23 protein-coding genes are annotated in these 25507 nt (G+C 45.0%); 3 read left to right on the top strand and 20 right to left on the bottom strand.

Annotated features, from left to right (window positions below):
* Nucleotides 1–71: 71 nt before the first annotated feature.
* Entirely contained in the window at nucleotides 72–1229 is a 1158-nt protein-coding gene (locus ACY8D0_RS24700) for a M20 metallopeptidase family protein (protein WP_462413096.1), read from the top strand.
* 94 nt (nucleotides 1230–1323) lie between these two features.
* Here the strand turns inward: ACY8D0_RS24700 and ACY8D0_RS24695 are convergent, their stop codons facing one another.
* The 9 genes from ACY8D0_RS24695 to ACY8D0_RS24655 form a co-directional block, all read right to left on the bottom strand.
* Nucleotides 1324–2313: a LacI family DNA-binding transcriptional regulator gene (locus tag ACY8D0_RS24695; RefSeq protein WP_462413095.1), complete on the bottom strand. Its 990-nt coding sequence runs from the start codon at nucleotides 2311–2313 to the stop codon at nucleotides 1324–1326.
* A gap of 10 nt (nucleotides 2314–2323) precedes the next feature.
* On the bottom strand, nucleotides 2324–3376 hold the full coding sequence (locus ACY8D0_RS24690; RefSeq protein WP_462413094.1) for an aldose epimerase family protein: 1053 nt from the start codon (nucleotides 3374–3376) through the stop codon (nucleotides 2324–2326).
* Nucleotides 3363–4886 (bottom strand): UDP-glucose--hexose-1-phosphate uridylyltransferase, encoded by a 1524-nt coding sequence (gene galT, locus ACY8D0_RS24685; protein ID WP_462413093.1) that lies wholly within the window; start codon nucleotides 4884–4886, stop codon nucleotides 3363–3365. Before galT ends, ACY8D0_RS24690 begins: the two co-directional genes overlap by 14 nt.
* 10 nt (nucleotides 4887–4896) lie before the next feature.
* Nucleotides 4897–5886 (bottom strand): UDP-glucose 4-epimerase GalE, encoded by a 990-nt coding sequence (galE, locus tag ACY8D0_RS24680; protein ID WP_462413092.1) that lies wholly within the window; start codon nucleotides 5884–5886, stop codon nucleotides 4897–4899.
* Nucleotides 5883–7064: a galactokinase gene (locus tag ACY8D0_RS24675; protein WP_462413091.1), complete on the bottom strand. Its 1182-nt coding sequence runs from the start codon at nucleotides 7062–7064 to the stop codon at nucleotides 5883–5885. Before ACY8D0_RS24675 ends, galE begins: the two co-directional genes overlap by 4 nt.
* A 309-nt stretch (nucleotides 7065–7373) precedes the next feature.
* Complete coding sequence (locus ACY8D0_RS24670) at nucleotides 7374–8702, bottom strand: S8 family peptidase (protein ID WP_462413090.1); 1329 nt, start codon at nucleotides 8700–8702, stop codon at nucleotides 7374–7376.
* A 135-nt stretch (nucleotides 8703–8837) separates the two neighbouring features.
* On the bottom strand, nucleotides 8838–9596 hold the full coding sequence (locus ACY8D0_RS24665; RefSeq protein WP_462413089.1) for a hypothetical protein: 759 nt from the start codon (nucleotides 9594–9596) through the stop codon (nucleotides 8838–8840).
* 199 nt (nucleotides 9597–9795) lie between these two features.
* Nucleotides 9796–10713, bottom strand: coding sequence for a pseudouridine-5'-phosphate glycosidase (locus ACY8D0_RS24660; protein ID WP_462413088.1), 918 nt, complete (start codon nucleotides 10711–10713; stop codon nucleotides 9796–9798).
* A gap of 2 nt (nucleotides 10714–10715) precedes the next feature.
* The gene (locus ACY8D0_RS24655; RefSeq protein WP_462413087.1) at nucleotides 10716–11819 is read right to left on the bottom strand and encodes a carbohydrate kinase; all 1104 of its coding nucleotides are present in this window, start codon (nucleotides 11817–11819) and stop codon (nucleotides 10716–10718) included.
* A 247-nt stretch (nucleotides 11820–12066) separates the two neighbouring features.
* Between ACY8D0_RS24655 and ACY8D0_RS24650 the strand changes: the two genes are divergently transcribed.
* Together ACY8D0_RS24650 and ACY8D0_RS24645 are read left to right on the top strand one after the other, a co-directional pair.
* Nucleotides 12067–12588 (top strand): DinB family protein, encoded by a 522-nt coding sequence (locus ACY8D0_RS24650; protein ID WP_462413086.1) that lies wholly within the window; start codon nucleotides 12067–12069, stop codon nucleotides 12586–12588.
* 279 nt (nucleotides 12589–12867) lie between these two features.
* On the top strand, nucleotides 12868–13404 hold the full coding sequence (locus ACY8D0_RS24645) for a ribonuclease H-like YkuK family protein (protein ID WP_462413172.1): 537 nt from the start codon (nucleotides 12868–12870) through the stop codon (nucleotides 13402–13404).
* 204 nt (nucleotides 13405–13608) lie between these two features.
* Here ACY8D0_RS24645 and ACY8D0_RS24640 read toward each other — a convergent pair whose 3' ends face one another.
* The 11 genes from ACY8D0_RS24640 to nagE form a co-directional block, all read right to left on the bottom strand.
* Complete coding sequence (locus ACY8D0_RS24640; protein ID WP_462413085.1) at nucleotides 13609–13911, bottom strand: antibiotic biosynthesis monooxygenase family protein; 303 nt, start codon at nucleotides 13909–13911, stop codon at nucleotides 13609–13611.
* A 60-nt stretch (nucleotides 13912–13971) separates the two neighbouring features.
* Nucleotides 13972–14925, bottom strand: coding sequence for a siderophore ABC transporter substrate-binding protein (locus ACY8D0_RS24635; RefSeq protein WP_462413084.1), 954 nt, complete (start codon nucleotides 14923–14925; stop codon nucleotides 13972–13974).
* Nucleotides 14926–14950: 25 nt separating this feature from the next.
* Nucleotides 14951–15712 carry an iron ABC transporter ATP-binding protein gene (locus ACY8D0_RS24630; RefSeq protein WP_462413083.1) on the bottom strand — a complete coding sequence of 254 codons (762 nt, stop codon included), beginning with the start codon at nucleotides 15710–15712 and terminating at the stop codon, nucleotides 14951–14953.
* Nucleotides 15709–16659 (bottom strand): iron chelate uptake ABC transporter family permease subunit, encoded by a 951-nt coding sequence (locus ACY8D0_RS24625; RefSeq protein WP_462413082.1) that lies wholly within the window; start codon nucleotides 16657–16659, stop codon nucleotides 15709–15711. The genes ACY8D0_RS24630 and ACY8D0_RS24625 overlap by 4 nt, the downstream gene beginning before the upstream one ends.
* Nucleotides 16652–17602, bottom strand: coding sequence for an ABC transporter permease (locus tag ACY8D0_RS24620; protein WP_462413081.1), 951 nt, complete (start codon nucleotides 17600–17602; stop codon nucleotides 16652–16654). The genes ACY8D0_RS24625 and ACY8D0_RS24620 overlap by 8 nt, the downstream gene beginning before the upstream one ends.
* Nucleotides 17603–18027: 425 nt before the next feature.
* Nucleotides 18028–19008 (bottom strand): DUF418 domain-containing protein, encoded by a 981-nt coding sequence (locus ACY8D0_RS24615; protein ID WP_462413080.1) that lies wholly within the window; start codon nucleotides 19006–19008, stop codon nucleotides 18028–18030.
* Nucleotides 19009–19059: 51 nt separating this feature from the next.
* Nucleotides 19060–20439, bottom strand: coding sequence for a M20/M25/M40 family metallo-hydrolase (locus ACY8D0_RS24610; RefSeq protein WP_462413079.1), 1380 nt, complete (start codon nucleotides 20437–20439; stop codon nucleotides 19060–19062).
* A 407-nt stretch (nucleotides 20440–20846) separates the two neighbouring features.
* Nucleotides 20847–22361, bottom strand: a complete 1515-nt coding sequence (locus ACY8D0_RS24605) for a succinyl-CoA:acetate CoA-transferase ScpC (RefSeq protein WP_462413078.1) — start codon at nucleotides 22359–22361, stop codon at nucleotides 20847–20849.
* A gap of 131 nt (nucleotides 22362–22492) precedes the next feature.
* Nucleotides 22493–23137: a LytTR family DNA-binding domain-containing protein gene (locus ACY8D0_RS24600; protein ID WP_462413077.1), complete on the bottom strand. Its 645-nt coding sequence runs from the start codon at nucleotides 23135–23137 to the stop codon at nucleotides 22493–22495.
* Between the two features lie 13 nt (nucleotides 23138–23150).
* The gene (locus tag ACY8D0_RS24595) at nucleotides 23151–23759 is read right to left on the bottom strand and encodes a methyltransferase (RefSeq protein ID WP_462413171.1); all 609 of its coding nucleotides are present in this window, start codon (nucleotides 23757–23759) and stop codon (nucleotides 23151–23153) included.
* A gap of 252 nt (nucleotides 23760–24011) precedes the next feature.
* Nucleotides 24012–25457, bottom strand: coding sequence for an N-acetylglucosamine-specific PTS transporter subunit IIBC (gene nagE, locus ACY8D0_RS24590; RefSeq protein WP_462413076.1), 1446 nt, complete (start codon nucleotides 25455–25457; stop codon nucleotides 24012–24014).
* Nucleotides 25458–25507 lie beyond the last annotated feature (50 nt).

Below are 25507 nucleotides of genomic sequence, written 5' to 3'. Positions count from 1 at the left end.
CAATTCTTGTAGTAAAATAGAATATATATTACAATTAGTTGCATAAAAATACAAAAGGAGTCTTCCACACCATGATAAATACTAGCTTAGTAGATACAGAACTAAAAGACTGGGCCATTGAGCAGCGCAGACATTTCCATATGCACCCTGAACTGTCCGGTCAGGAATATGCAACAGCCGCCTATGTGAAAGAACAATTAGCTCAATTTGGCATTCCCGTTGATACGCGATACTCACAGCCTAATGTGATTGGATATTTTAAAGGTACAGAAGGAAAGAAAACGATAGCCCTACGCGCAGACATGGATGCCCTTCCCCTTCATGAGGAAGGAGACAAGCCGTATCTTTCTACTGTTCCAGGTGTCATGCACGGCTGTGGTCATGATGGTCATACAGCCATTCTTTTGGCGGTGGCCAAATGGATGAGCCAAAACCCTAGTTTAGTAAAAAATAATATTGTATTGATTTTCCAAAGCTCGGAAGAAGCCTCGCCGAGCGGCGCAAAGCAGCTAATCCAGGAAGGTATTTTAGACGGGGTTGACGCGATTTACGGAATTCACTTAATGTCGACTGTGCCGCTGGGCAAAATTGGGTTTGCCCCTGGCTTTGCGATGGCATCCAGTGATGACTTTGACATTACGATTGAAGGCAAAGGCGGCCATGGAGGCTTCCCGCATGATGCTGTCGATCCGATTTACATCGCCAGCCATTTAATCCAAGCCTTTCAATCGGTCGTGAGCCGAAGTTTAAATCCGCTTCACGCCGGCGTCATTTCCTTCGGCGGCATGCAGACGGGGAAATCCTATAATGTCATCCCTTCCGAAGTAAAGCTTCAGGGGACCATCCGGGCATTAACTTTTGAAGCGGCTGAACTGATGCATCAAAAAACGGCCCAGTTGACCGAATCGCTTTGCGCCAGCTTCGGGGCCAAGGGACACTATGACTTTATTGAAGGAACTTTGCCCTTGTACAACCATCCGGAAGCATGTGAGTTTGCCAAGGATGTGATCGTCAAAACCTTTGGCGAAGAGGTATTTGTCACCTTGGATCCTGTACTTGGCGCCGAAGATTTCTCTTACTATTTAAAAGAAAAAACTGGTGCGTTTATCAACGTCGGCATGCAAAGCGAAAAGAGCCAATACCCGCACCACCATCCGAAATTTGATATTGACGAAACCGCCATCCCTACTGCTATTGAACTTATGATTCAACTGGCTTTGAACGCATAAAAAAGGTGTCAGGACCTAACCGTGTACGTTATCCGCGGCCGGGTCCTGACACCTTTTTTTTAGTACGACAGTTTGGGTTTGGAACAATGGTTACCTAAAAGCTGCTGTTTCGGATCACGAGTTTGGTGGCGATGTGGACGGTTTTGGCTGTTTTTCTGCCGTCGACTCTTTCGAGCAGCAAATCAACAGCAGTCTCTCCCATGAGTTCGGTATACACCTTCACCGTGCTCAAGGACGGGAACACATACTTTGAAATGCTCACATCATTCACGCCGACGATATTCACCCGGTCCGGCACGGAGATTCCCGCCTCCAAAAGGGCTCTCAGGGCCCCGACCGCAATCGAATCATTGGCGGCAAAGAAAGCGGTCGGCAGATTGTCGCCATGCTCCGCGATGGCCTGTTTCATCAAGTCATAACCATCCGCAACCGAAAATGTCCCTTGGTAAACAAACTCCGGGTTCAAAAGCTCTCTTTCCGCTAAATACCGTTTAAAGGTGGTTTCCCTGGCATCTTCTATCATGGAAGTTTGGTCTTTGAATACCTCCCTGCCGCCGATAAAGCCTAATTTCTTATGGCCTTTCTCCAATAAGTAATCCAGCACCTTCACCGTGGCTTTCTCAAAGTTCACCACGACGGAGTCAAACTGTTCCTCATCAGGGCATGAGTCCACAAATACAACATTTTGGCTGATTGACTGTAGTTCTTCAACTTGCTTAGAACTGAACTTGCCGATCGCCACAAGCCCTTGGATGTCTTCCTGCTTCAAATCCCCTAAATGGTCCTGCGGGCATCTGATCACCTGGATTCCCTGGTCTTGGCAGCGGTTTTCCACACCGAGGCGAATGGACATATAATACAAGTCCTCGAGCTCCTCCTTTTCGGAGTACCAATGGACCAACGCCATTTTTCCTGTCTCCTGCTTTTTCACGGATTTCTTTTTATAAGACAATTCCTCAGCCGCTTCGAAAATCCGCTTCTTGGTTTCATCGCTTACCGAAAGACTGGTATCATAATTCAACACACGCGATACAGTCGCGATGGAGACCCCGGCTTTTTGAGCAATATCCTTAATCGTTGCCATAAAAAACTCCTTATGGTTGGACAAAGAAACGGTAGGTCGTCACCTGATGGTAGACTTCATCAGGTTTTAACACCACAGAAGGAAATTCCGGATGATGAATCGCATCTGGAAGACCTTGCGTTTCTAAGCATACCCCTAAATACTTTCCGGCCGGGACACCCGAGATGGTAAACGGCCCTTCCAATTGGTTGGTCGTATACACGACCACACATGGTTGATCGGTTGCTGCTTCAAGAGCCCGGCCGCTTTTTGCATCACTCAATAAAATCTTGTTGTTTTCCCCTTGCTTGGAAAATACCATTGGGTGGTCGTAACCATTTCCCGCCAGCAGGTTTTGCGGGTGCTCCGATTCTATGCCATCCTTTATCAGCCTGCCCTCGCGGAAATCAAACGGAGTCCCGTTTGTATTCAGCAGGGATCCAGTTGGTATCAGGTCCGGCCCCAGTTCTACAAACCGGTCATTATCAAGCTGCAGCTTGTGCTCTAATACGTCGCGCTTATTATTGCCGCTCAAATTGAAATAAGAGTGATTCGTTAGATTTACCAGCGTTTGTGCATCCGTTCTGGCTTCATAGCTGATCTTAAACTCATTGTCATTATTTAACCAATAGGTGACGGTGGTTTCAAGGTTTCCCGGATAGCCCTCTTCCCCTGCGGCACTGCGGTAAGAAAATTGGACTCCGACAGCCTGTTCATCTTGGATTGGCTCCGCCTGCCAGATGACCGAATTAAACCCCTTTTTACCACCGTGAAGATGGTTTTCTCCTTCATTGAGCGTGAGATGGTAGGTTTTACCTTCCAATTCAAAGCTTGCTCCTTGAATCCTGCCTGCCACCCGCCCGACGACAGCGCCAAAGTATGGGGACCATTTTAAATAGTCTTCCATATTGTCAAAGCCCAGCACGACATTTTCCACATTTCCCTCGCGGTCAGGCGCGAGAATTTTCGTGATGACGCAACCGAAGTTCAAGCAAGACACTGTCATGCCTGAGTCGTTGGTCAAGGAGTATTCAATGACCGGCTGTCCATCATATTGTCCGAAGACTTGATTATCTATTTTCACTCTTTGCCACATCCTCTTCGTTTATTAAGGTTTCGATGAACCGCTCAAATCCCGCTTTTCCGGCTTTATCCCGTTTAAATACACCGGCGTCTTCCAAAACTCTTAAAAATTTCTTTCCGACTTCTTCACGCACGAAGGCTTCAACATTGGACCCTTTCGCTTTTTCGCTATAACGTGCTTTCAGCTGTTGTGCCCAAGCCTCATGGTACTGGGCTACAGTGGATGGTTGGCCAAGAATAAAGTTCTCCACTTCCTTCAGTTCTTCCTTCAACCGGGCCGGTAAAACGGCAAGCCCCATGACTTCAATTAGGCCGATGTTTTCCTTCTTGATATGATGCACATCCGCGTGCGGGTGAAAAATGCCCAGCGGGTGCTCTTCACTTGTCCGGTTGTTGCGCAGAACTAAATCGAGTTCGTAAAAGTCCCCTCTTTTCCGGGCGATTGGCGTAATCGTATTATGAGGAGTTTCATCCGTCCATGCTAAAATGCCGACTGCTTCATCACTGTAATTTTTCCATGATTCTAAAATATGGGCTCCTGCATCGATCAACTGGCTTGTTTGTTTGGAACGCAAGCGAATGACCGACATCGGCCATTTTACGACGGACCCTTTTACGTCTGGATACCGGGACATGTCAAAGTGCCAGTCTGCCTCTGCCTTTGCCATGGCAAATTCATAATTTCCGCCCTGATAATGGTCATGTGATAATATCGAACCGCCGACAATCGGCAGGTCGGCATTGGACCCGAGGAAGTAATGCGGAAATTGTTTCACAAACGCTAAGATCCGCCGGAACGTATCCGGGCTGATTTTCATGTCTGTATGCTGTTCGGACAACACGATGCAATGCTCGTTATAGTAGACATATGGCGAATATTGCAGGTACCATGTCTTTTCCAAAAGATCCACACGGACCATCCGGTGATTGGAACGGGCCGGATGTCCGATTCTTCCGGCATAGCCTTCATTCTCGACACAAAGCAGGCATTTGGGATAGGAGGACTGTTTCGCCTCACGTTCCCGGGCAATGCTTTTTGGATCCTTCTCCGGCTTCGATAAATTAATCGTTATATCAAGCTCCCCGTAAGCCGTCGGCACTTTATATTCGATATTATTACGGATCCGCTTCATTTGAATATAGTTGTTGTTTTTGCTTAACTCATAAAAATACTGAGTGGCTGCCTCCGGACTCTGCTGATATTTTTCAAAAAACACCCGATTTACCTCGGATGGGCGGGCCACGAAACAGTTGATGATTTTGCTTGAAAAAATTTCTTTCTCATCAAATAGATCTTCAATAATTCCTTGTTGAACAGCATAATCCGTGATTTGTTCCAGTACATCCGGAATGGTTTCGGGATTGGCAGATGGAGTTGGTGCCGTTTCGGGAAATTCCGATAGCCGCAGCAAGGACAGCACCTGATTCCTGGCATACATTTCATCTTGCCGGTCGATTAATTCTGCTTCAATGGCTTGATTAATAAGCTGTTGCACATGCTGATAAATCATTTCTCTCACCTTACCTTTGATACCCATTTGGGTGATGCTGATGCCAGTTCCAGGCATCCTGAATGATTTGCCGGATGGACGTTCTAGTCGGGTTCCAGCCGAGCACCTCTGTTGCTTTGGCTGATGAAGCGATTAGTGTACTTGGGTCGCCGGCACGGCGTTCACCCATTTGGACCGGAATGTCGATGCCCGTTACCTCTTTGGCAGTTTCGATGATTTCCTTTACTGAAAACCCTTGGCTGCTGCCGAGATTAAATTTGTTGCTTCCGCCGCCAGTTTGCAAGTAGCGGAGGGCTAATAGATGGGCGGCAATCAAATCTTCGACATGAATATAATCGCGGACACAGGTCCCATCAGACGTGTCATAATCTTCCCCGAAAACCGTAATCGCCGGACGTTTCCCAAGTGCCGCTTCCAATACGACCGGAATGAGGTGGGTCTCCGGGTTATGGTCTTCCCCAATTTGGCCATCATTTCGCGCTCCGGCCACATTGAAATATCGCAAGGAAACATAGTTGATCCCATAGGCCTTTTCACACCAGGCCATCATTTTTTCCATTGTCAGCTTTGTTTCGCCATAAGTATTGGTCGGCAATGCCGCTGCTTCTTCTGTGATGGGCATGACCCTCTGTTCACCGTAAACGGCTGCGGTTGAAGAAAAGACGATGTGCTTCACGCCGAAATCCCGCATGGTTTCAAGCACGATTTGTGTCCCATACACATTGTTGTCAAAGTACTTTAACGGCTCGACCATTGATTCCCCGACTAGCGAGTTGGCGGCAAAATGAAGGATCCCTTCAATCTTTTCTAGTTCAAAAACCGAACGCATAAAATCACGGCTGCGGATGTCCCCTTGATAAAAGCGGGATTTTGGATGAATGGCTTCCTGATGCCCTGTTTGCAGATTATCAATGACTACCACATCGTAGCCTTGGTCGATTAATTGGTAGACAGCATGTGAACCAATATAGCCTGCTCCCCCTAGAACAAGAATGCTCATTTTACTTCCTCCAATTCAATCTCTTTTGCCCCATCGCCAATGCTTGCCACATAGAAGTCCGCTTCGTATCCGATTTTCTCGAGATAAGCTGCTCCCACGTTTGTAATAAAGCTATCTACTTCATTGTTTTCCACTATGGCAATCGCACAGCCGCCGAAGCCTGCCCCTGTCATCCGGGCGCCAAGTACTCCCGGCTGCTTCCAAGCAGCTTCTACTAAACTATCAAGTTCGATTCCTGTCACCTCGTAGTCATCTCGAAGTGAGATATGGGACTGGTTCACCAACAGACCGAATTCTTCCAGATTGCCGGCCCTTAGCGCTTCAAGTGCCTTTATTGTTCTTACATTTTCATAGACAGCATGTTTGGCCCGTTTCCGGACAATTTCATCGGTAACTAGCTGCTGATTTTCATCAAACTCCTGCTCTGTCAGCTGGCCCAGCGCTTCAATTGGAAGTTTTTGCTGAAGCTGCGACAGGGCCAGTTCACATTCGCTCCGGCGTTCATTGTATTTGGAATCCGCCAATTCACGGCGTTTGTTCGTATTCATAATGATAATTTTATGGTTTTCGAGTTCAATTGGCGCATATTCGTAGTTTAATGTTTGGCAATCTAAAAGAATGCCGGCATTCGTTTTCCCCATGCCAATAGCAAATTGGTCCATGATACCACTGTTGACGCCGATGAATTCATTTTCAACCCTTTTGCCAGTTTTGATAAGATCCAGACGGGGAACTTCCAATTGATATAATCCGCTTACCAAAACCCCGGTCAACAGTTCAATCGACGCAGAGGAGGATAGGCCGGCACCGTTTGGTATGTTGCCCTGGATCGCACATTCAAAACCGGTTGGAATTTGATATCCCGCTTCGATGATGTAGCGGATCATGCCCTTAGGGTAGTTCGCCCATGCATGGGCTTTGTCGTAATCCAGTTCATTTAGATTAAATTCAATGATCCCTGTTTCCGGGAAATTGGTTGAGTAAAGCCGGATTATCTGGTCGTCCCGCTTCCTGGCAACCGCATAGGTTCCGTAAGTAATCGCGCAAGGGAAGACATGACCGCCGTTGTAGTCGGTATGCTCGCCAATCAGATTAATCCTTCCTGGAGCAAAGAATGCTTGTTTAGGCAATACTTGAAACAAATCTAAGAACGTTTTGTTGAGTGATGTGATTTCCATATAAAAGGCCTCCTGTGTTCGATTTAAGTAATTGTAATCCCTTACATTATATCTACTGTTATTCTACTCCCCCATCTAAAAACAGACAATGTCTTTTACTAAAATTTTTACTAAAATTTATACTTATTTTTTCAAAAAATAAGCTCTGACCAATTTGACTGTTGTGTTCCGCTCTATTAAACAGTGTAAAAAATAAAAAAATCAACATTATCGGTTTAACAGAGTCAAAATGAAGGGGCGGCATTAACTTAAAGTTAATACCGCCCCTTTCTTATGTTGTCTAACCGGATTCCTAAACCTATTTCTCTCTTATTCTACTGGTACTGCCTCTTCTGCATTTAAGTATCCTGCACCATAGGCATTAGGATCCCTTCCAGGCAGTGAATAGGCCCCATTTACCAGCCATTCTTTTATTTGCTGAGGCGATGCATCAGGTTTATGCTGTTTGATTAACGCGGCAACACCCGCACAAATCGGCGTTGCCATGGAAGTGCCTGATAAAACAAAATAGTCATTGTCTACCCTGCTTGACTTTTGCCATCGATCTAAATAAGAGTTGGGGGAGCGCAATGACACAATATTTACCCCCGGCGCTAATAGGTCCGGCTTTGGAACGTTATAAAGTGTTGGTCCTCTGCTTGAAAAGCTGGCCACCGCATCATCACTATGGCTTACCGTATCCTTATCGTCTAATGCCCCTACGGTAATTACCTTGTCACTAATCCCCGGACTGGCAATTGTTCTGGCTCCTGGTCCTTCATTTCCCGCTGCCACACATACGACAATTCCCGCCGCCCACGCTTCTTCCACAATTTTTACCATCGGGTCGGCATCCTCGTTCCCGTAATTTTGAGCAGGACTGCCAAGCGACATACTAATAATGTCAATCTTTCGTCCCGTATTGCCCTCGTTGTATTGCAAGCACCATTCAATCCCCTGAATGATGGTTTCTAATGATCCCGACCCTCCACTGTCCAATACCTTAACCCCAATTAAGTTAGCTTCTGGAGCGGGACCTGCATATTTAAATCCAGAGGTCCTGCCATTACCCGCCGCGTCACCCGCACAGTGGGTTCCATGGCCGTTATCGTCATATGGGCTGGTCCGATTATTGATAAAGTCTTTGAAACCTATGATTCTATCTGAAACATCCGGATGAGGATAGATTCCCGTATCGACTACAGCAATGGTTACTCCCTCCCCTGTTAAAACCGATTCGTTCCTAATGACATTTTTAGCATTGGCTGCAGGGACTGCGATATTCAAAAGGGCTTGTACTTTGCGGTTTAAATAAACCCTTTTAATATGAGCACAGCTCTTGAGCATTTCCTCTAAACCTGTTGGAGTCACATGGGCGCTTAAACAGGAGATTCTAGCAAACTCCTGCCTGATGCCATTCCTTACATGCTTGCCCATAATTTCCCTGACCTGATGGCATCCTGCCTCATGACAATCTTTTTCAAATTCAATAATAACGGACATTTTCCTGCCCTTCTTGAGAGTACCTTCAAATACTTTGTGGAAAAAGCACGGTGTCCGTTTGAACGGCTTGTATAAGTTCAGGATTTCTTCCCTTAATGGCCTGTCCAGTTTTTCTGCATGGGCCCGTACCATTTGAACCATTGAATATCCAAACATGGATAACTCCTCCTTCATTACGTATCACCATACGTTATGAAAAAGAAGAATTTTGGTAACGGCAGAATACTATATTGCCAAAAATATTTTTAAAAGGGAAAGCAGAACTTTTCCTACGGCTGCATCCCAAATACCTTACTTGATTTCATGACAAAAGTTTGCAATATCTTGGGGATTTAATGCTAGATCGTTTTCAGAGAGACGGCAGTTATATAGACTTTCCTGATAATAATCGTTGTCAAATTGATGCCGGTCCCCGTACTTTTCAAACGTTTTCAAAAGTTTCTCCGGATAATATTCCACTTCCATCCGATACGTATCTAAGGCACGGCTGTTCACAATCTGCCAAAACTGATAGAGTTTCTCCAATTCCACCTCTTTATTGAAAGATGCCGGAAACATCACAATATGGATATACTCATGGGCTTTAAGTGGATGATCCTGATAGATGGACTGATAGGTATCATTTATATCGTATTTTTCTGCGATCTCTTCGGGAAAGGAGCCGAATGCATAGAGTTGCCCCGGATGTTTGAAAAAAGGTTCGGCCATCTTTAGGTATTCCTGCCTTGTCTCATTGCCCCATTTATTTTCCTTAAAGTCATCACTCGTAATTTCATAGTTTTCATTCGCATCTAACAGGAAAGTAATTTCCGGCTTATCGAGTGACCGTGCCTCCACCTGGTAACTTCCTTCATCCTCGCCAAGAATTTTGGAATATTGGACATCGTCTATCTTAAACTGTTGTCCATATTGTTTTTCCAAATACTTTAAGGCGGCATTTTCAACCTTAAAGCCCATTATATTATAATAAACATCTTCTAAAGCATAGATGGCGAAAGCAAAGAGCGGGAGACAAAAAATCACCCCGATTATGATTAAAACCTTTTTCATAATGGACCCCCTTTTTATACCCCTAAAAAGTTGAACGTAGGAATTTCTTCCTATATTGTAACAGAAAAGGAACCACTATCCTTTTGATTTTTCAATGGCAAGTCCATCTTTTTCTCAGACTACGCTCTTATCGGAATAAAGCAGAGTTAAAAAAAATGACAGAGAAAAAATCTCTGTCATTTTGTACGAGTTATTAAAATTATTTATTCAGTGAATCCAAGCTAACCGCAATTTTCGCTCCCAATACGGCATTGTTTTTAACAAGCGCGATATTGGACTCCAAGCTCTTTCCGCCGGTCAGTTCTTTGACTTTTGCCAGCAAGAACGGGGTGACGTCTTTCCCCTTAATATGCTGCTCATCGGCTTCCTTCAGGGCTTGTTCAATCACGTTATTAATGGTTGCTTCATCCATGGCATCTTCTTCAGGAATCGGGTTGGCGATGATGGCGCCGCCATTGATATTTAAATCCCATTTAGCTTTCAATGTTGATGCAATTGTCTCGGCATCATCGACACGGAAGTTGACATTAAACTCGCTTGAACGGGAATAAAAGGCCGGAAGCACATCTGTTTGATAGCCCATGACCGGAACCCCTTTTGTTTCAAGATATTCCATCGTTAGGCCTAAATCCAAAATAGACTTGGCACCAGCACAAATGACAGCTACATTGGTTTGGGCCAATTCTTCCAAATCTGCTGAGATATCCATCGAGGTTTCAGCACCGCGGTGGACGCCCCCAATTCCGCCTGTTACAAATATTTGAATGCCAGCAAGTTCGGCACAAATCATCGTCGCAGCAACGGTCGTAGCGCCCATCTTCTTGGTTGCGAGCAAGTAGGCCAAATCGCGGCGGGATGCTTTTGCTACATCCGTGCTCTTGCCGAACATTTCCAGTTCCTCATCTGATAAGCCGATTTTGATTTTTCCATCCACCAGCGCAATGGTGGCTGGCACAGCCCCAAGGTCGCGAATGATTTGCTCGACTTCACGGGCAGTCTGGACATTTTGCGGGTATGGCATGCCGTGGGAAATAATTGTCGATTCCAAGGCCACAATTGGCTTCCCTTGTTCTTTTGCGGTACGGACTTCTTCTGATAAAGTAATATATTGTTTCATGATTATTCCTCCATGTCTTTGTGCAGTTGCTCTGCTGTTAAGTCTTGACGGACGGTAGAAGCGGATTGCAAAGTTTTTGCCGCATTTACTGTTCCCGCCCTGGCAATATCTTTTAAATTTTTCCCATCGAGCCAGGAAAAAATCGCGGCCGATGAAAAGGCGTCACCTGCTCCCGTGACATCGACTATTTCGTGAATTTTTACAGCGGGTATATGAATAATGCCTTCCTCACGATTCCCAATCATCGCCCCGTTTTTGCCATTGGTGATGACCACATTGGCAATCCCGAGCGAAAGCCATTTTTCAAGGGCTTCTTTCCATTCGTTCTGGTTGGTAATCTCGCAATGAAAATATGTTTCTGATTCATCCCGGTTGGTAATCAACCAGGTCACACCTTTTAAATCATCAGGCAGCCGATTCATTTTTGGAGATGAAACCGGGATTAACACCAGCGGCCGTTCATACTTTTGGGCAAATTGCGTTAAAAATTGCAGCGTGTCTTTTGGACAGTTTAAATCAGCCACAATGCATTTGGCCCGGCTCAATGACATTTCCTGCTTGAGCAAAAGCTCCGGAGTAATCGCCTCGTATACTTCCATATCGGCAAGGGCTATTATCAGCTCCCCGTCGTCATCTAATACGGCCGTATAAGAACCGGTGGACATTCCAGGAAGTTTTGTGACTTGATCCAAGTTCATATAAAAGGAAGAGGCACCCTCAATAGAAGTCCAGTCACTATCTGCCCCGCATGCGGTCAGCAAAGTGACTTCCATCCCAAGCCGGCCTAGATTTTCAGCAATATTCCTGGCCACTCCCCCCACACTCTGCGAGGAGCGAATCGGATTCGATGTCCCTAGCTGCGCATGACTTTTCACCTGCAATTTCCTGTCCAGGTTGGCTCCGCCGATACAAATGATTTGCTGCGATTCATTCACAATATAGGCCCTGCCGATGATATAACCTCTTTTTGTCAGCTTGGAGATGATATTGGCCACTGATGGCCTCGATAAGCCAATGGCTTCGGCCAGCTCCTGCTGAGAAATATAAGGGTTTTTGCGGATTAGTTCAAAAATCACCTGTTCCTTTTCTGTCAAATCATTTGGCAAGCTTTCCCCTCCTTTTATACAAACTTTTGTTTTTAATATAAACTTCTGTTTGTATTGTACTCTCTCAACCCTATCCCAGTCAACTCTATCTATTTACCTTAGCCGAAAGTCTCAGGAAAAATGTATAATTGCCCGGATAGTGACTGGCACTCAATCCATCAAACACTAAGAAAAAAAGGAATACTTTGATACTAGACGAATATAAAAAGTAAGGGACTATTGAAATGGTGCTGAAGGAGGAAACTTGATGGTTCGTTTAGAGGAAATGCAGGAAAAGTTGGCGGAAACGCGGTTTTTGCTATTGAAAGAAATAAGTTCTTTCACGGATGAAGAACTAAACAAGGTACCGGATCAAGATGTATGGAGTGTTGGACAAATAGGCCACCACCTGTATTTAACGGAGTCGGTTTTTACCAAGGCCATTCTATACGGACTTAACAAGAATTATGACCAGGAGTCTTTGCCAACACAAAGACCGATACAGGTCTTAACTGATCGCTCATTCAAAGTGAAAGCTCCCGATCTGGTTGTGCCAAGTGCGGGACCCTTTACCCGGAAGCAAATCTCCCTAATGCTTGAAGAATCTAGGACCAAACTGCTCGACGTGCTAAACGCCATTGACGACGAGCATGTTCTGACCATCAAATCGACCAAACACCCCCTCTTGGGTCAACTGCCTCTTAATCAATGGGTCGAAACCGTTTATTTACACGAACAAAGGCATATTAGCCAAATCAAGGAAATCAAAGCAACAGTCCTTTCAAAATGACCTCCATGTCAGGCACCGGGCTAAACTTACATAGGTAGTTCGATGACAGATGGTGCCTGACGCCAATGTTAAAAATCCATTAAGTTATTTAATAATAATCATACTTGGCCGCCGCTTTTAATAATGTTTAACATTATGGCAAGAGTTGCATCCCATTAGGATTGACAGTCCGATTTTCGTCCAATTACTGCACGCGTGTACCATTCCTTCCATAAGATAACAGTAACAACTCATGCCGAAAATTACTTCTCAGGAAGGGAAAGATGTGGTGGTTTTATGATGAAGAATCCCAGGCCAGCGAGCCTGTTGTTTCAGAATCTCCAAGAGAAAGCGATGTCGTTCGACCAAGTCATGGAGAGAATACTCGAGTTTATGGAAAGCGATCCAAAGGGGAACTACCGGCTGATGGTCGGGACCGATTCCCAGGTCCATAAAACATACACCCGGTTTATTACCGGAATTGTCATCCAGAATGTAGGAAATGGAGTATGGGCATGCATCCGCAAGGTGGTGGTTCCAAGGAAAATGAATCACTTGCATGAGCGGATATCCCTTGAACTCTCCCTAACGGAGGAGATTGTCTCCATGTTTACTGACCAGCAAAAAAACGCCATGATCAACATTGTGCTGCCCCATCTTTATCACGGGGCTACCTTTACCATGGAAGGCCACATTGACATCGGTTCAGGCAAGCGGAACAAAACTAGCGAGTTCGTCAAAGAAATGGTCGCGAGAATGGAATCGATGGGCGTCGAACCTAAAATCAAACCAGATGCCTTTGTTGCTTCTAGCTATGCGAACCGCTATACCAAATAAACAAAAAAACACACTTGAATTCAAGCGTGTTTTTCATATTTTGGGTCATGCTGGAATTGGATTGGGTTTCAAAAGTTTTACGACCTATTTTTCAGCACTTACGTCACATATTTGGTCCTATACGACCTATTTTCAGACCTTTACGACCTAAATTTGGTATATATTGGAAACATTACTCAAATTTTTGCAAATTACTGCTTTTAGTTAAACGCCAAAATAAACATCTTGACTGGATTCAATCACATACTCCGGCTTGGCTGTTCCCTGCTTTGCCTTGTGCCCGGCAATATGTTCAGGGCTTTTCTCCCAATTCTTCCAAGCTTCCTCTGTTTCCCAGCGCATCATCACCATTACTTCCTCATCACCGCGGCGCGATTTTTTCACCAATACATCACGTCCGATAAACCCAGGCTGCTTCTCTACTAAACCACCGCGTTTGGAGAATCTCTCCACGATTTGCTGTGAAAATCCCTCTTTTACGACAAACTTTTTTATTTGATAGAACATAAGTCTCTCTCCTTATAGAAACAGCCAGGGGAGCTAGCTACCTGGCTGTTGCATGATTCATTAGATTGCCTTTTCAATTTCGTCGGCCATCAGCTTAAAGGATTTTAAGCCACCGCCGCTTAAATACCAGGTATCAGGGTCTAAATAGATAATCTTGTCGTTTTTATACGCATTGGTTTTCTCGACCAATTCGTTCTCCACTGCCTTTTTCGCTCCGGCTTCACCGCCAACCGCGACATTACGGTCAATTACAAACAAGACATCCGGATTTTTCTCCATGATATATTCAAATGTTACGGTTTGGCCGTGCGTAGAAACTTCAATGTTCTTATCTGCAGCACCGAATCCGAAAACATCGTGGATTAATCCGAACCGGGAGCTTGGACCGTAGGCACTGATTTTCCCTTCATTAGCCAGGACGATCAGAGCTTTTTGGTCATTTCCTTTTATTTTGTTGTTTACTTCTTCCGCTTTCGCCTTCACGTCTTTAAGTTCTGAGGCAACTTGATCTTCTTTGCCAAAAATCTGGCCGACCAGCTTCATGTTTTTCTCAAATGAGTCCATATAATTGGTGTAATCAAAATCGACATAGACAGTAGGAGCAATTTCCGCAAATTGATCATACAGTTCGGCCTGGCGTCCGGAAATGAAAATGACATCCGGCTGCAGTTCATGAATCGCTTCGAAGTCCGGTTCTTTCAGGCTTCCGACATTGGTATATTTCTTCGTATCCGCATATTCTTTCAAGTATGGAGGAACCGTTGCTTGCGGTACCCCGGTCACTTTAATCCCCAGTTCATCGAGCGTGTCTAAAATGCCAAAATCAAACACCACTACTTTTTTGGGATTTTTCTTCACTTCGACTTCCCCATATTTATGGTTAATGGTAATCGTTTTTCCATCTTCACTTGTACCGGAAGTCTTGTCTTTTTGTGCCTCTTCCTTTGCGCCGCCGCATGCTGCCAACACTAGAATGATGGAAAATAGAATACCAAGCAAACTCCATTTTTTCATTTTCATTCTCCCCCCGAAAAGTTTTTTAAGAATTGAAATACACACAAATCCTGCATCCGCCCATTTGTTGAATCGGAATATCCATGTCATAAATTTCTTTTAACGCATCCGATTGAATGATTTCCTCAGTAGGTCCATCCTTAACAACGTGTCCGTCTTTCATCGCGACAATCCAATCGGAGTAAACCGAGGCAAAATTGATATCGTGCAGCACGATAACCACCGTTTTCCCCAAATCATCAACGAGGCGGCGAAGAATCTTCATAATTTGAACAGAATGCTTCATATCCAAATTATTCAGCGGCTCATCCAGCAATATGTACTCAGTGTCCTGGGCTATGACCATGGCGATAAATGCCCGCTGCCGCTGCCCGCCGGATAACTCATCTAAAAATTGTTCCTGCATATCGGTCAGTCCCATATATTCGAGCGACTGGTCCACAATCTTTTCATCCTCATCCGTCAGTCTCCCTTTAGAGTATGGGAAGCGCCCGAAGGACACCAGTTCACGAATCGTCAGACGGACATTCATATAGTTCGACTGTTTCAAGATGGAAACCCGCTTGGCGAAATCATTGGATTTCATCTTCCGGACATCTGTTTTATCCATCAGAACTTCACCCGTGTCCGCATCCAAAAGCCGGCTTACCATGGACAACAAGGTGGATTTCCCAGCCCCGTTTGGCCCGATAAACGAAGTGATTTTTCGCGGCTGGATGGTGACCGAAATATCTTCGATAACCGCCTTTTTTCCGTAAAACTTTGATAGTGACTTCACTTCAATCATGCCTTTTTCCTCTCCTTCAACAGTAAATAGATGAAATAAACACCGCCGACAAAGTTAATAATGACGCTGAGTGTCGTGGAGAAGGTGAACACCCGCTCAACCACCCACTGGCCGCCGACCAAGGCAATCACACTCATCACCACGGCCCCGCTGATCAGCACTTTATGTTTATAAGTTTTGAAAAATTGGTACGACAGATTCGCAACAATCAGTCCGAAAAAGGTAATCGGACCAACGAGTGCTGTTGAGATAGAAATAAAAATTGCCGTAATAATCAACATTTGCTTCACAACGGAATCGTACGGAACCCCTAAATTGATGGCCGTCTCCCGGCCGAGTGACAACACATCCAAGTATTTGACAAACCGCCAGGCATAAATGATAACGGCGCCGACAATGATTAGTGCCAGCCAGACCAAATCAGCGTTGATATTATTAAAGCTGGCAAACATCCGGTCCTGAACGATTTGGAATTCATTTGGATCAATCAGCACTTGGAAAAACGTCGAGAAGCTTGAAAAGAATGTTCCAACAATAATTCCTACCAGCAGTAAAAAATAAATCTGCTGATCGCCTTTTTTAAATAAAAGTTTATAAAGCAGCATCGCGAATACCATCATCGCCACTACTGAGATTAAGAAATTGATTTGTTTATTGGCAGACACCATATGGTCTGACCCCAAGAAAAAGATAATCAAAGTTTGAAGCAGCATGTATAGCGAGTCTAAGCCCATGATGCTCGGCGTCAATATCCGATTATGAGTGATGGTTTGGAAAACCACTGTCGCATAAGCGATGGTAAAACCCGTAATTATCATAGCAATCACTTTAATCGCTCGGCGCGGCAGGGCATAGTCAAAGCTGCCATTCAAGTCGTGGAACAGATAAAGTGCACAGCATCCGGCTGCCACAAGAACAAGAATCGTCATTTTCATTGAGTTACGCATAAGCCTTCCTCCGGAACAATAAATATAGGAAAATTCCGCTTCCGATTACGCCGACCATGAGACTGATGGAAATCTCGTAAGGATAAATAATCAGCCGGCCTAAAATGTCGCAGATCAGAAGGAAAATGGCCCCGAGAAGAGCAGTATGCGGCAATGTTTTTTGCAAATGATCTCCCTTAAATATGGAAACAATGTTCGGAATGATCAAACCAAGAAACGGTATCATTCCTACTGTTAAAACTACTGTAACGGTAATTAAAGCTACTAAGATGAGACCTATATTAACAATTCGTTTATAAGCAAGCCCTAAGTTTTTCGAAAAATCCTCACCCATTCCGGCAACCGTAAACCGGTTCGCATAAAGGTAGGCGATGATCAGGATTGGAATACTTATGTAGAGAAGTTCGTATCTGCCTTTCATCACTGCCGAAAAATCGCCTTGCAGCCATGCGGACATGTTTTGAATGACATCGGCACGGTAGGCAAAAAACGTCGTGACGGAGGATAAGATATTCCCAAACATCAAACCCACTAGCGGAATGAAAATCGCATCTTTGAATTTGATGCGGTCGAGAATTTGCATGAACAGAAAGGTTCCGGCAAGAGCAAACACCAATGCCACCAGCATCTTTTCCATCATGGTCGCGTTTGCAAATAATAGCATGGCAGCCAATATTCCCAACCTTGTGGCATCCAATGTTCCCGCTGTTGTCGGTGAAACAAATTTGTTTCGGCTGAGTTGCTGCATAATCAGCCCGGCAATGCTCATTCCTGCTCCGGCAAGTAATATGGCCACCAGCCTTGGCAATCGGCTGATCAGGAAGATCTGGGTTTCATCCGAATGGATATTCAATAAGTCTATTGGTGAGATCCGGCTGACTCCAACAAACAGTGAAATCGCTGATAGAACTAGTAAAGTTAGTAGTAAGTATCTTTTCTTCATGAGGGTCCCCAACATTTCTATATTTCTAGCATTTCAGTTGACATTGAAAATCATTATCATTTACCTTCTTTTTTGATTATAACACCCCGTCTCGGTTTGTTCAATTGCTAATTGAGAATTTTTTTCAATTACGCTACTATTAAAAAAATTTGCGCATCCTATTTTCTTTAAAAAGGCTGTGTAAAATTGGGCAGTTGTATTCCTCTCCAGTCGCTCAGAAAACCCGCGGGAGTGCCGTGTGGAGCATCACCGGCGATAGTAGCACCTGCCTGCGAGGTCTCCCCAGCCCCGTACTCCCGCAACCATCTAGCTTATCCGCACCAATCAACTGAGGTAAAAAACCAACCATATCAACTAACAGAGCCTTTAAAAAGGAAAAGGCCAACCGTATGTCGGGCTGGCCTTTGTGGGATGTAATATGTTTTTTACCTTCTAATCGGCAATCTTTCCAGGTAGGTGATCATGCGCCAAACCCATTCCAACGGGCCATAGCGAAACCAACGCAGCCAAACGGCACTAAAGATGAGCTGGACCACGTAAATGAAGATACATACATACAGGGATTGTAAGTAAGTCATATTTCCGGAAAGACCGAAGGCATTTCCTGCTATTAAGACAACGGCCGTTTGAGAAACATAGTTGGTTAGTGCCATCCGACCGTAGCTTTTCAGTGGCGATAAGATTTTTTGAAAAAATGTCCGTCTAACCAGCCATATCAGCAAACAGGCATAAAATGCCGAGACAATCGGGCCGATGGCGATTCCGGCCTCTAGGAATTGCCGAGTTCCCAAATGGCTGCGATCTACATCTGCAGGGGAGTAGTGATTTTGATAAATAAGACCTCCAATGCTTACGGCAAACAAAGCACCGGTCAATACAGCTAGCTTTCTATCATTTATTTTTTCAAAAATCCGATATTGCCCCGCCGCAATGCCCATCAGCATCAAGGGAATGACCATCAAAATCTTGATGGCAAAATAGCCCAATAGGATGAGCAGACAGATGCCAACGAACAGGTTAATCTCTTTTGTGACCTTGTAAAAAGGCATCAGGAGCAATCCGCATACCGCATAGATCGATAAAGCTTCTCCGGGGTGGAATTGCACGTGTACCACCCCCAACATAAACAGGACCAGGATACGTCGCAAAAATAAAGCATAGCCGTTCCTGCCTTTGGCGAATGCACGGGAAAGAAACAGGTAAAACCCGACCCCAAACAGAAAGGTGAAAATTGTATAAAACCGTCCCTCAACAAACAGATACAGAAACCGCGAGTAAGCGGCATCAGCGGAACCAGCTTCCGGGGTTTTTAGATCCAACAGCGGGATGATATTGACAAGGATAATCCCCATCAGTGCAAATCCCCGCAAATAATCAAGGACGTCGATTCGTTTACTTTCTTCCATTGCATTCACCTTACCATCCGGCTAACTATCGTTTAAACTATTGTACCAAATTTAATCGACTTCGCGGATTTCGAACGGATAATCCACTGCCGCTTGCATGGAATTGCCTTTGGTAAATGCCGGTGTGTCCGGATCGGCGATTTCGTAAACAGCATCCTCGATGATTTCTGCCGTCTGTTTCAGCTTTTCTTTGCTGATTTTATCAATTGTATCGGTCGGTTTATGATAATCAGGCTCAGCAGGGGCATGCATGAATAACGCCGCGGGAATGCCCAATTGATGGAACGGCTCATGATCGCTCCGCCCGGATTTTCCATACGGAATCACTTCCGATAAGACCTGTTTGGCTGCCGCAGCACTCAGGTCGGTGACCAGATTTTTCTTTCCATCGAGCGTATACATGATTAAACCGCCGGCAGTATGTTTTCCTCCCGCGTTTTTCGAGCCAATCATGTCCATTTGGAAATGAGCGGTTATTTGGCTGATTTCCTTTTTAGGAAGATGGTTTACATAGTAGGTAGAACCGATTAACCCGCGTTCTTCCGAGCCGAATGTAAGAAAGCGCAGCTCGGTGTCGATTGGCGTTTTGGCAAAAATTTGAGCCAATTCAAGGACAGCCGATACCCCCGAAGCATCGTCGTTAGCCCCCGGCGCCTCAGGTACGGAATCATGGTGTGCCCCGATCGTGACAATTTGCCCAGTGTCGTCCCTCTTATCCGGTTTGCGTGAAGCGATGACATTATAGGATTTGGATTCAACTTTTGTGATATCAATATCCATGTCGGCGGTTACCGATGCGGTTTTAAGCTGCTCCACCAGTTTTAATCCGGCTTCCCGTGATATTGCGACTGCCGGAAAGGTCGTGTTGTCCGGCAATTGGCCGGCAACAACTCCATCAGGGCTGTTGTTGAACATGATGACACCGATGGCTCCCCCCTTGATGAGATTTTGGACCTTTTCCACAAAGGGGATATCGCCCCTTTCCACGAGGGCAATTTTCCCTTTTACCTCCTCATTGATATTCGATTTTTTTGCTTTGCCGGCATAAATCAAGGGAGCTTGGACTTTGCCCGAAGCATCCCCAGTAAATGGTTCTGGGGTTTCCTTTAAGGCTGTGCCGTTTATTTTAACTGAAAGGTGGTTGGTTTTATAATTGTAAATTGGAAATGATTGAACTTCTGTATCGTATCCCAAGCTTTTAAATTGTTTTTCTATGTATTTAACGGCTTTCCGTTCACCATCTGTCCCGGCTGCCCGCGGCTGGGTGGACAAGTACTCAATGGTTTTGTACATATTATCAGCATTCGGAGTCTGGAGTGCTGTCGTTCTTTGCTGTTTTTCCGGCTGATTGGTGCTTGAGTGGACATAAATGGCCCCGGCAGACAAAATGAGTCCTGCAGCAGCTATAGAAAGTATTGTTTTTTGATGCATGGAAATCCCCCTGTATGGATCAGATGAAAAAATGGAATATTTTGTATTTTACCATGATCCATTAATTAATGACAAAGTTACCATTATAGATAAAAATGCTTGGCGCCGTGACAGATGAACAACAAAGTGACTACGGTTTGTGTACTCATGGGGGCTCCATGAAGACAAAAAGCTCTTAGAACTTGCTTGATTTGTCTTCATGACCGCTTCATGAAGACAAAAAGCTCTTTTGACTAGCTTGGTTTGTCCTCATAAATTGCCTATGAATGAATCTACTGGATTTGGCAATTGCCATTCATTATTCCCAATTATGCAATTAGGTACTCATCATTAAAACCAAAATAAATAAAAAAGGGCAGGCATGAAAATACTTCACGTCGACCCTTTTTCTTACAAATACTATTTAACTAATTAAGCTGTCCGACCGGCAGCAGCATCGTGCCTTTCGATGCATAATTCACATGCCAGGAAAAGGCCTTTTCTAGCACATGCGGTGTTTGCCCTCCTCTTGCCAATGCTTCCTCATAATAGTCGCGGAGTTGCTGGCGATACATCGGATGCGCACAATTCTCAATGAGCAGCTCCACCCGTTCCCGAGGCGCAAGCCCGCGCAAATCGGCGTACCCCTGCTCGGTCACGACCACATCGACATCATGTTCCGTATGGTCCACGTGTGAAACAAACGGCACAATACTCGAAATATTGCCGCATTTGGCAATCGACTTGGTGACGAAAATCGCCAGCCTTGCGTTGCGGGCAAAATCACCGGATCCGCCAATCCCGTTCATCATCTTAGTGCCTAGCACATGGGTCGAATTGACGTTCCCGTAAATATCCAGTTCCAGCGCCGTATTAATGGAAATCAATCCGAGTCGGCGGATAATTTCTGGGTGATTCGATATTTCCTGCGGCCTCATCAGAATCCGGTCGCGGTATCGATCAAACGAACCATAGACCTGTTTCATTTTTTCTTCCGACAGCGTAATCGAACAGCAGGAAGCAAAATTCACTTTCCCTGCATCCATTAAGTCAAACACCGCATCTTGCAAGACTTCTGAATAAACCTCTAAATCGGTAAACTCTGAATCTAGCAAGCCATGAAGCACCGCATTGGCTACAGAACCGATTCCCGATTGCAGTGGGGCCAAGCGTTCCGTCAGATGGCCTGCTGCCACTTCTCTTCGCAGAAATCCAATTAAATGATTGGCCATAATTACCGTTTCGTCATCTGGAGGAACAATCGTGGACGGCGAGTCCAGTTGGTTCGTAAAAACAATCCCTTTTACTTTATCGACATCAATGGGAATGCCTCTGGTGCCAATTCGGTCATCCGGCTTTGTTAGTGGAATCGGGCCCCGTTCTCCCTGCTTGCCTGGGTCATATAAATCATGCAGGCCTTCGAGGTTAACCTGATGGGCCAAATTGATTTCGATAATGATAGATTTTGCATTTAAAGCAAAAGACAACGAATTACCAACCGATGTTGTCGGAATGACCATACCGTCCTCTGTAATTGATAACGCTTCCAATATAGCGAAATCGACAGGCTCCATGACGCCTGCACGCAACAGTTCGGCTGTATGTGATAAGTGCTGATCGACAAACAAAAGTTCCCCATGATTGATTTTTTTTCGCATGGTCGGATCGGCTTGGAATGGCAGCCGCTTTCCCAGAATACCCGCCTCGGCGAATAACTTATCGACATCAGAGCCCAATGAGGCTCCTGTATACACATTCACCTTAAATGATTCCGTCTCCGCCCGTTTCACCAACGCGAATGGCACCGCTTTCACGTCACCAGCACGTGTAAACCCGCTAAGTCCCAAAGTCATGCCGTCTTGAATCCAAGATGCTGCATCTTCCGGTGAAACCACACGGTCCCATAAACGCGAATCGCGGATTCTTTCATACTTTAATTCCATTTTAATCCCACTCCCCCATGAGAATATAAATGTATTCTATCTAAAATAGGAACAGCACGGGCAAATCAAAGGATTAATTACGGAATATTCAGATGAAACAGCAAATTTAACTTCCTAACCAGAAAGTTTTTCTAAAAACCTAGCAATCTGCGAAAATAGCTGGAATACGATTGACTGACCGGAACTCTTTCTCCGTTTTTCATTGTCAGAATAAATGTTGAATGGGTATCTGGATGAATTTCACGAATCTGATTCACATTCACAATATAGGAACGGTGGCAGCGGATAAAATAATCCTTCGGCAGCAGAAATTCAAACTCCTGAAGCGTGTCTTTATGGGAACCGCTCACGCCATTTGCCTTTACAAACGTCTTTTTGTCCTTGGCTTCCAGATAAATGACCTCGGAAAACGGAACCGGAATCCAGCCGTCCTCTGTTTTGATTGTCACGACCAGCTTTCCGCTGGTGAGTGCCGGAAAAATCGCCGTGACGCACCCCTCCAGCCGGCCCTCATGAAAAAACGGAACCGCCATCCCATGATAGGGAACACCGAAAACATCCCGATTGATGAATTCCGAAACCTTTTGCTTGGACAAAATGGCTTTATAGGCGATTGTCCCCTCTTTGATTGGGTCACCTTGCCGGATTTTCAAATCAATCCGCCGGCTGGGCCGGTAATAAATGTATTCCTTTGTGTTCGAAACCGCTATTGAAATCTCATCGGAAAATAGTTCGCTGATGACATCCAAAAGAGAAACAACCGTAATGCTTTCCATATGACTCCCCTCCCTATGATTTGAGCCGATAAATCAAAAATCTTTCATTTGGATTATGCTGGTACATATACGGCACTTGAATCTCTTTTTCACACTCAAAAACAGTATAATTTTCTAAATGGTAGATATAATCCTCCGAAGGATAATATAAAATCAATCCCATATCGCGAGGGAATCGTTCCGCTGACAACAGGATATTGTTGACCACCTTCCGGAACACTTGGACGGAAAACGGATTAAAAAAGTAGAAACAATTGTCCAACGGGTCGATGGGATATTCCTCCGCTAAACAACACAAAAAATGCAGCTTATCGGGGCGGGTCTTCGTTCTTTTCAAATAGCTGGTCTGGTTCGCCAACGCCCGTCCATAAAGCTCTTCACTCATTTCAATTCCAACAACCGTTGCGTGATAGAAATGGTGAATATAAAAGTTTAACCTACCCTTCCCGCAGCCAAAATCCACCACACGGTCGCTAGGTTCCACTTCATAATGCTTGAACAATTCTTCCAATCCGCTATAGGGAGTCGGTTCATAGCGGTGGTAATGCAAGGACTTATGAAAGCCCTGCTGCTCATCCCTTGTTTTGATATTCAGCAATTTATCATAATAGTGTTCTTTCATGGTAGCTCCTATCATAGTGTACCTTCTATGTTCACAGAATAATAGAAGAACAAAGAAGAAATCAAATATCATTCTCATAGGCATGATATCGTAAAACCGGACTATAATCAAAATGCCAAGTGATAAAGCCGCTGCATTGCCCTGTCTATTCAAAGACTGAGAAAGCAGTGTTTGTATCTATTACTACTTTTAATGAAAAAAGGCATACAGCCAGTTTCTTGTTAACTGGCCGCATGCCTTTTTTATTATGATTTACTTTTTGCGGATTTTTGCAATTTCGTCGGCGACAAATTGGACGTTTGTGCCCACAATGACTTGAATGCTGTGTTCCCCGACAATATGGATGCCTGGAACTCCTGCAGACTTGATTTTCTTCTGGTCAACAGTTTTCATGTCTTTTACTTCAAGCCTTAAGCGGGTTACACAGTTGTCAACGGAAATCACATTGTCATCTCCGCCCAACCCTTCATAAATAGTCGCAGCTATGGCGGCAAATTTGCTCTCACCGGCAGCTGCTCCTGTTGCTTCTGTTTCATCATCATCTTCCTCGCGTCCAGGAGTCATCAAGTTAAACTTGATGATGATAAACCGGAACAGGAAGTAATAAATCACGGCAAACACTAAACCTTGGACGAGAAGCATATACGGGCTGTTGGCCAAGGGAAGTCTTGAACTTAACACAAAGTCAACCAAACCGGCACTGAATCCAAAACCGGCTGTCCAGTGGAATGCAGCGGCGATCGCTAATGAGATACCGGTCAAGATGGCGTGAACAAGATATAACATCGGCGCCACAAACATGAAGGCAAACTCAATTGGTTCGGTAACCCCCGTGAAGAAAGCGGCAAAGCCGGCTGCTAACATTAACGAGGCGACTTGTTTTTTCTTTTTGTCTTTAGCCGTATGAACCATGGCCAAGGCAGCCGCTGGCAGGCCAAACATCATGACAGGGAAAAATCCTGCCTGGTACATACCAGTTATCCCTTTTACCCCTTTACCGGACCAAAAGTTACCGATATCATTAATGCCGGCTACGTCAAACCAGAAGACAGAGTTGAGGGCATGGTGCAAACCGGTTGGAATCAGCAAACGGTTGAAGAAGCCGTACAAGCCCGCACCAATGGCCCCCAGTTCAGCGATTCCTTTACCAAAAGTAACTAATGCCGTGTAGATGACAGGCCAGATAAAGAATAAAATGGCAGAGACAATAATCATGATAACAGCCGTCATAATAGGCACTAAGCGCTTGCCGCTGAAAAACGCCAAGGCATCCGGCAGCTTAACGTGACTAAACCGATTGTACATATTTGAAGCCACAATACCAGAGATGATACCGACAAAGGCATTACCGATTTTGGCGAATGCCGGATCGACTTTGGCTGCATCGATTCCTTCCAGCAGGGCAACCGAGTTTGCTGACAACAGAGTCGTGACGACCAGGTAGGCAACCAGTCCGCTCAGTGCGGATGACCCATCCTTTCCTTTGGCCATCCCTAAGGCCACACCTACGGCAAACAGGATTGGAATATTGTCAATGATGGATCCGCCAGCTTTAATTAAGAAGGCAGCCATAGGGCTTTCGGCACCCCAGCCATTAGGGTCAATCCAGTAACCAATACCCATTAAAATAGCTGCTGCAGGTAATACGGCGACTGGCAACATCAACGAGCGGCCTAGTCTTTGGAGATATTTCATCATTTTTTATTCCCCCTATAAAATAATGAAACAATAAAAAAGTGTAATACCCG

Source organism: Neobacillus camarae, from assembly GCF_054950115.1.
Note: the sequence above shows the minus strand (reverse complement) of the source record. Positions and strands in the feature narration are given on the sequence as shown.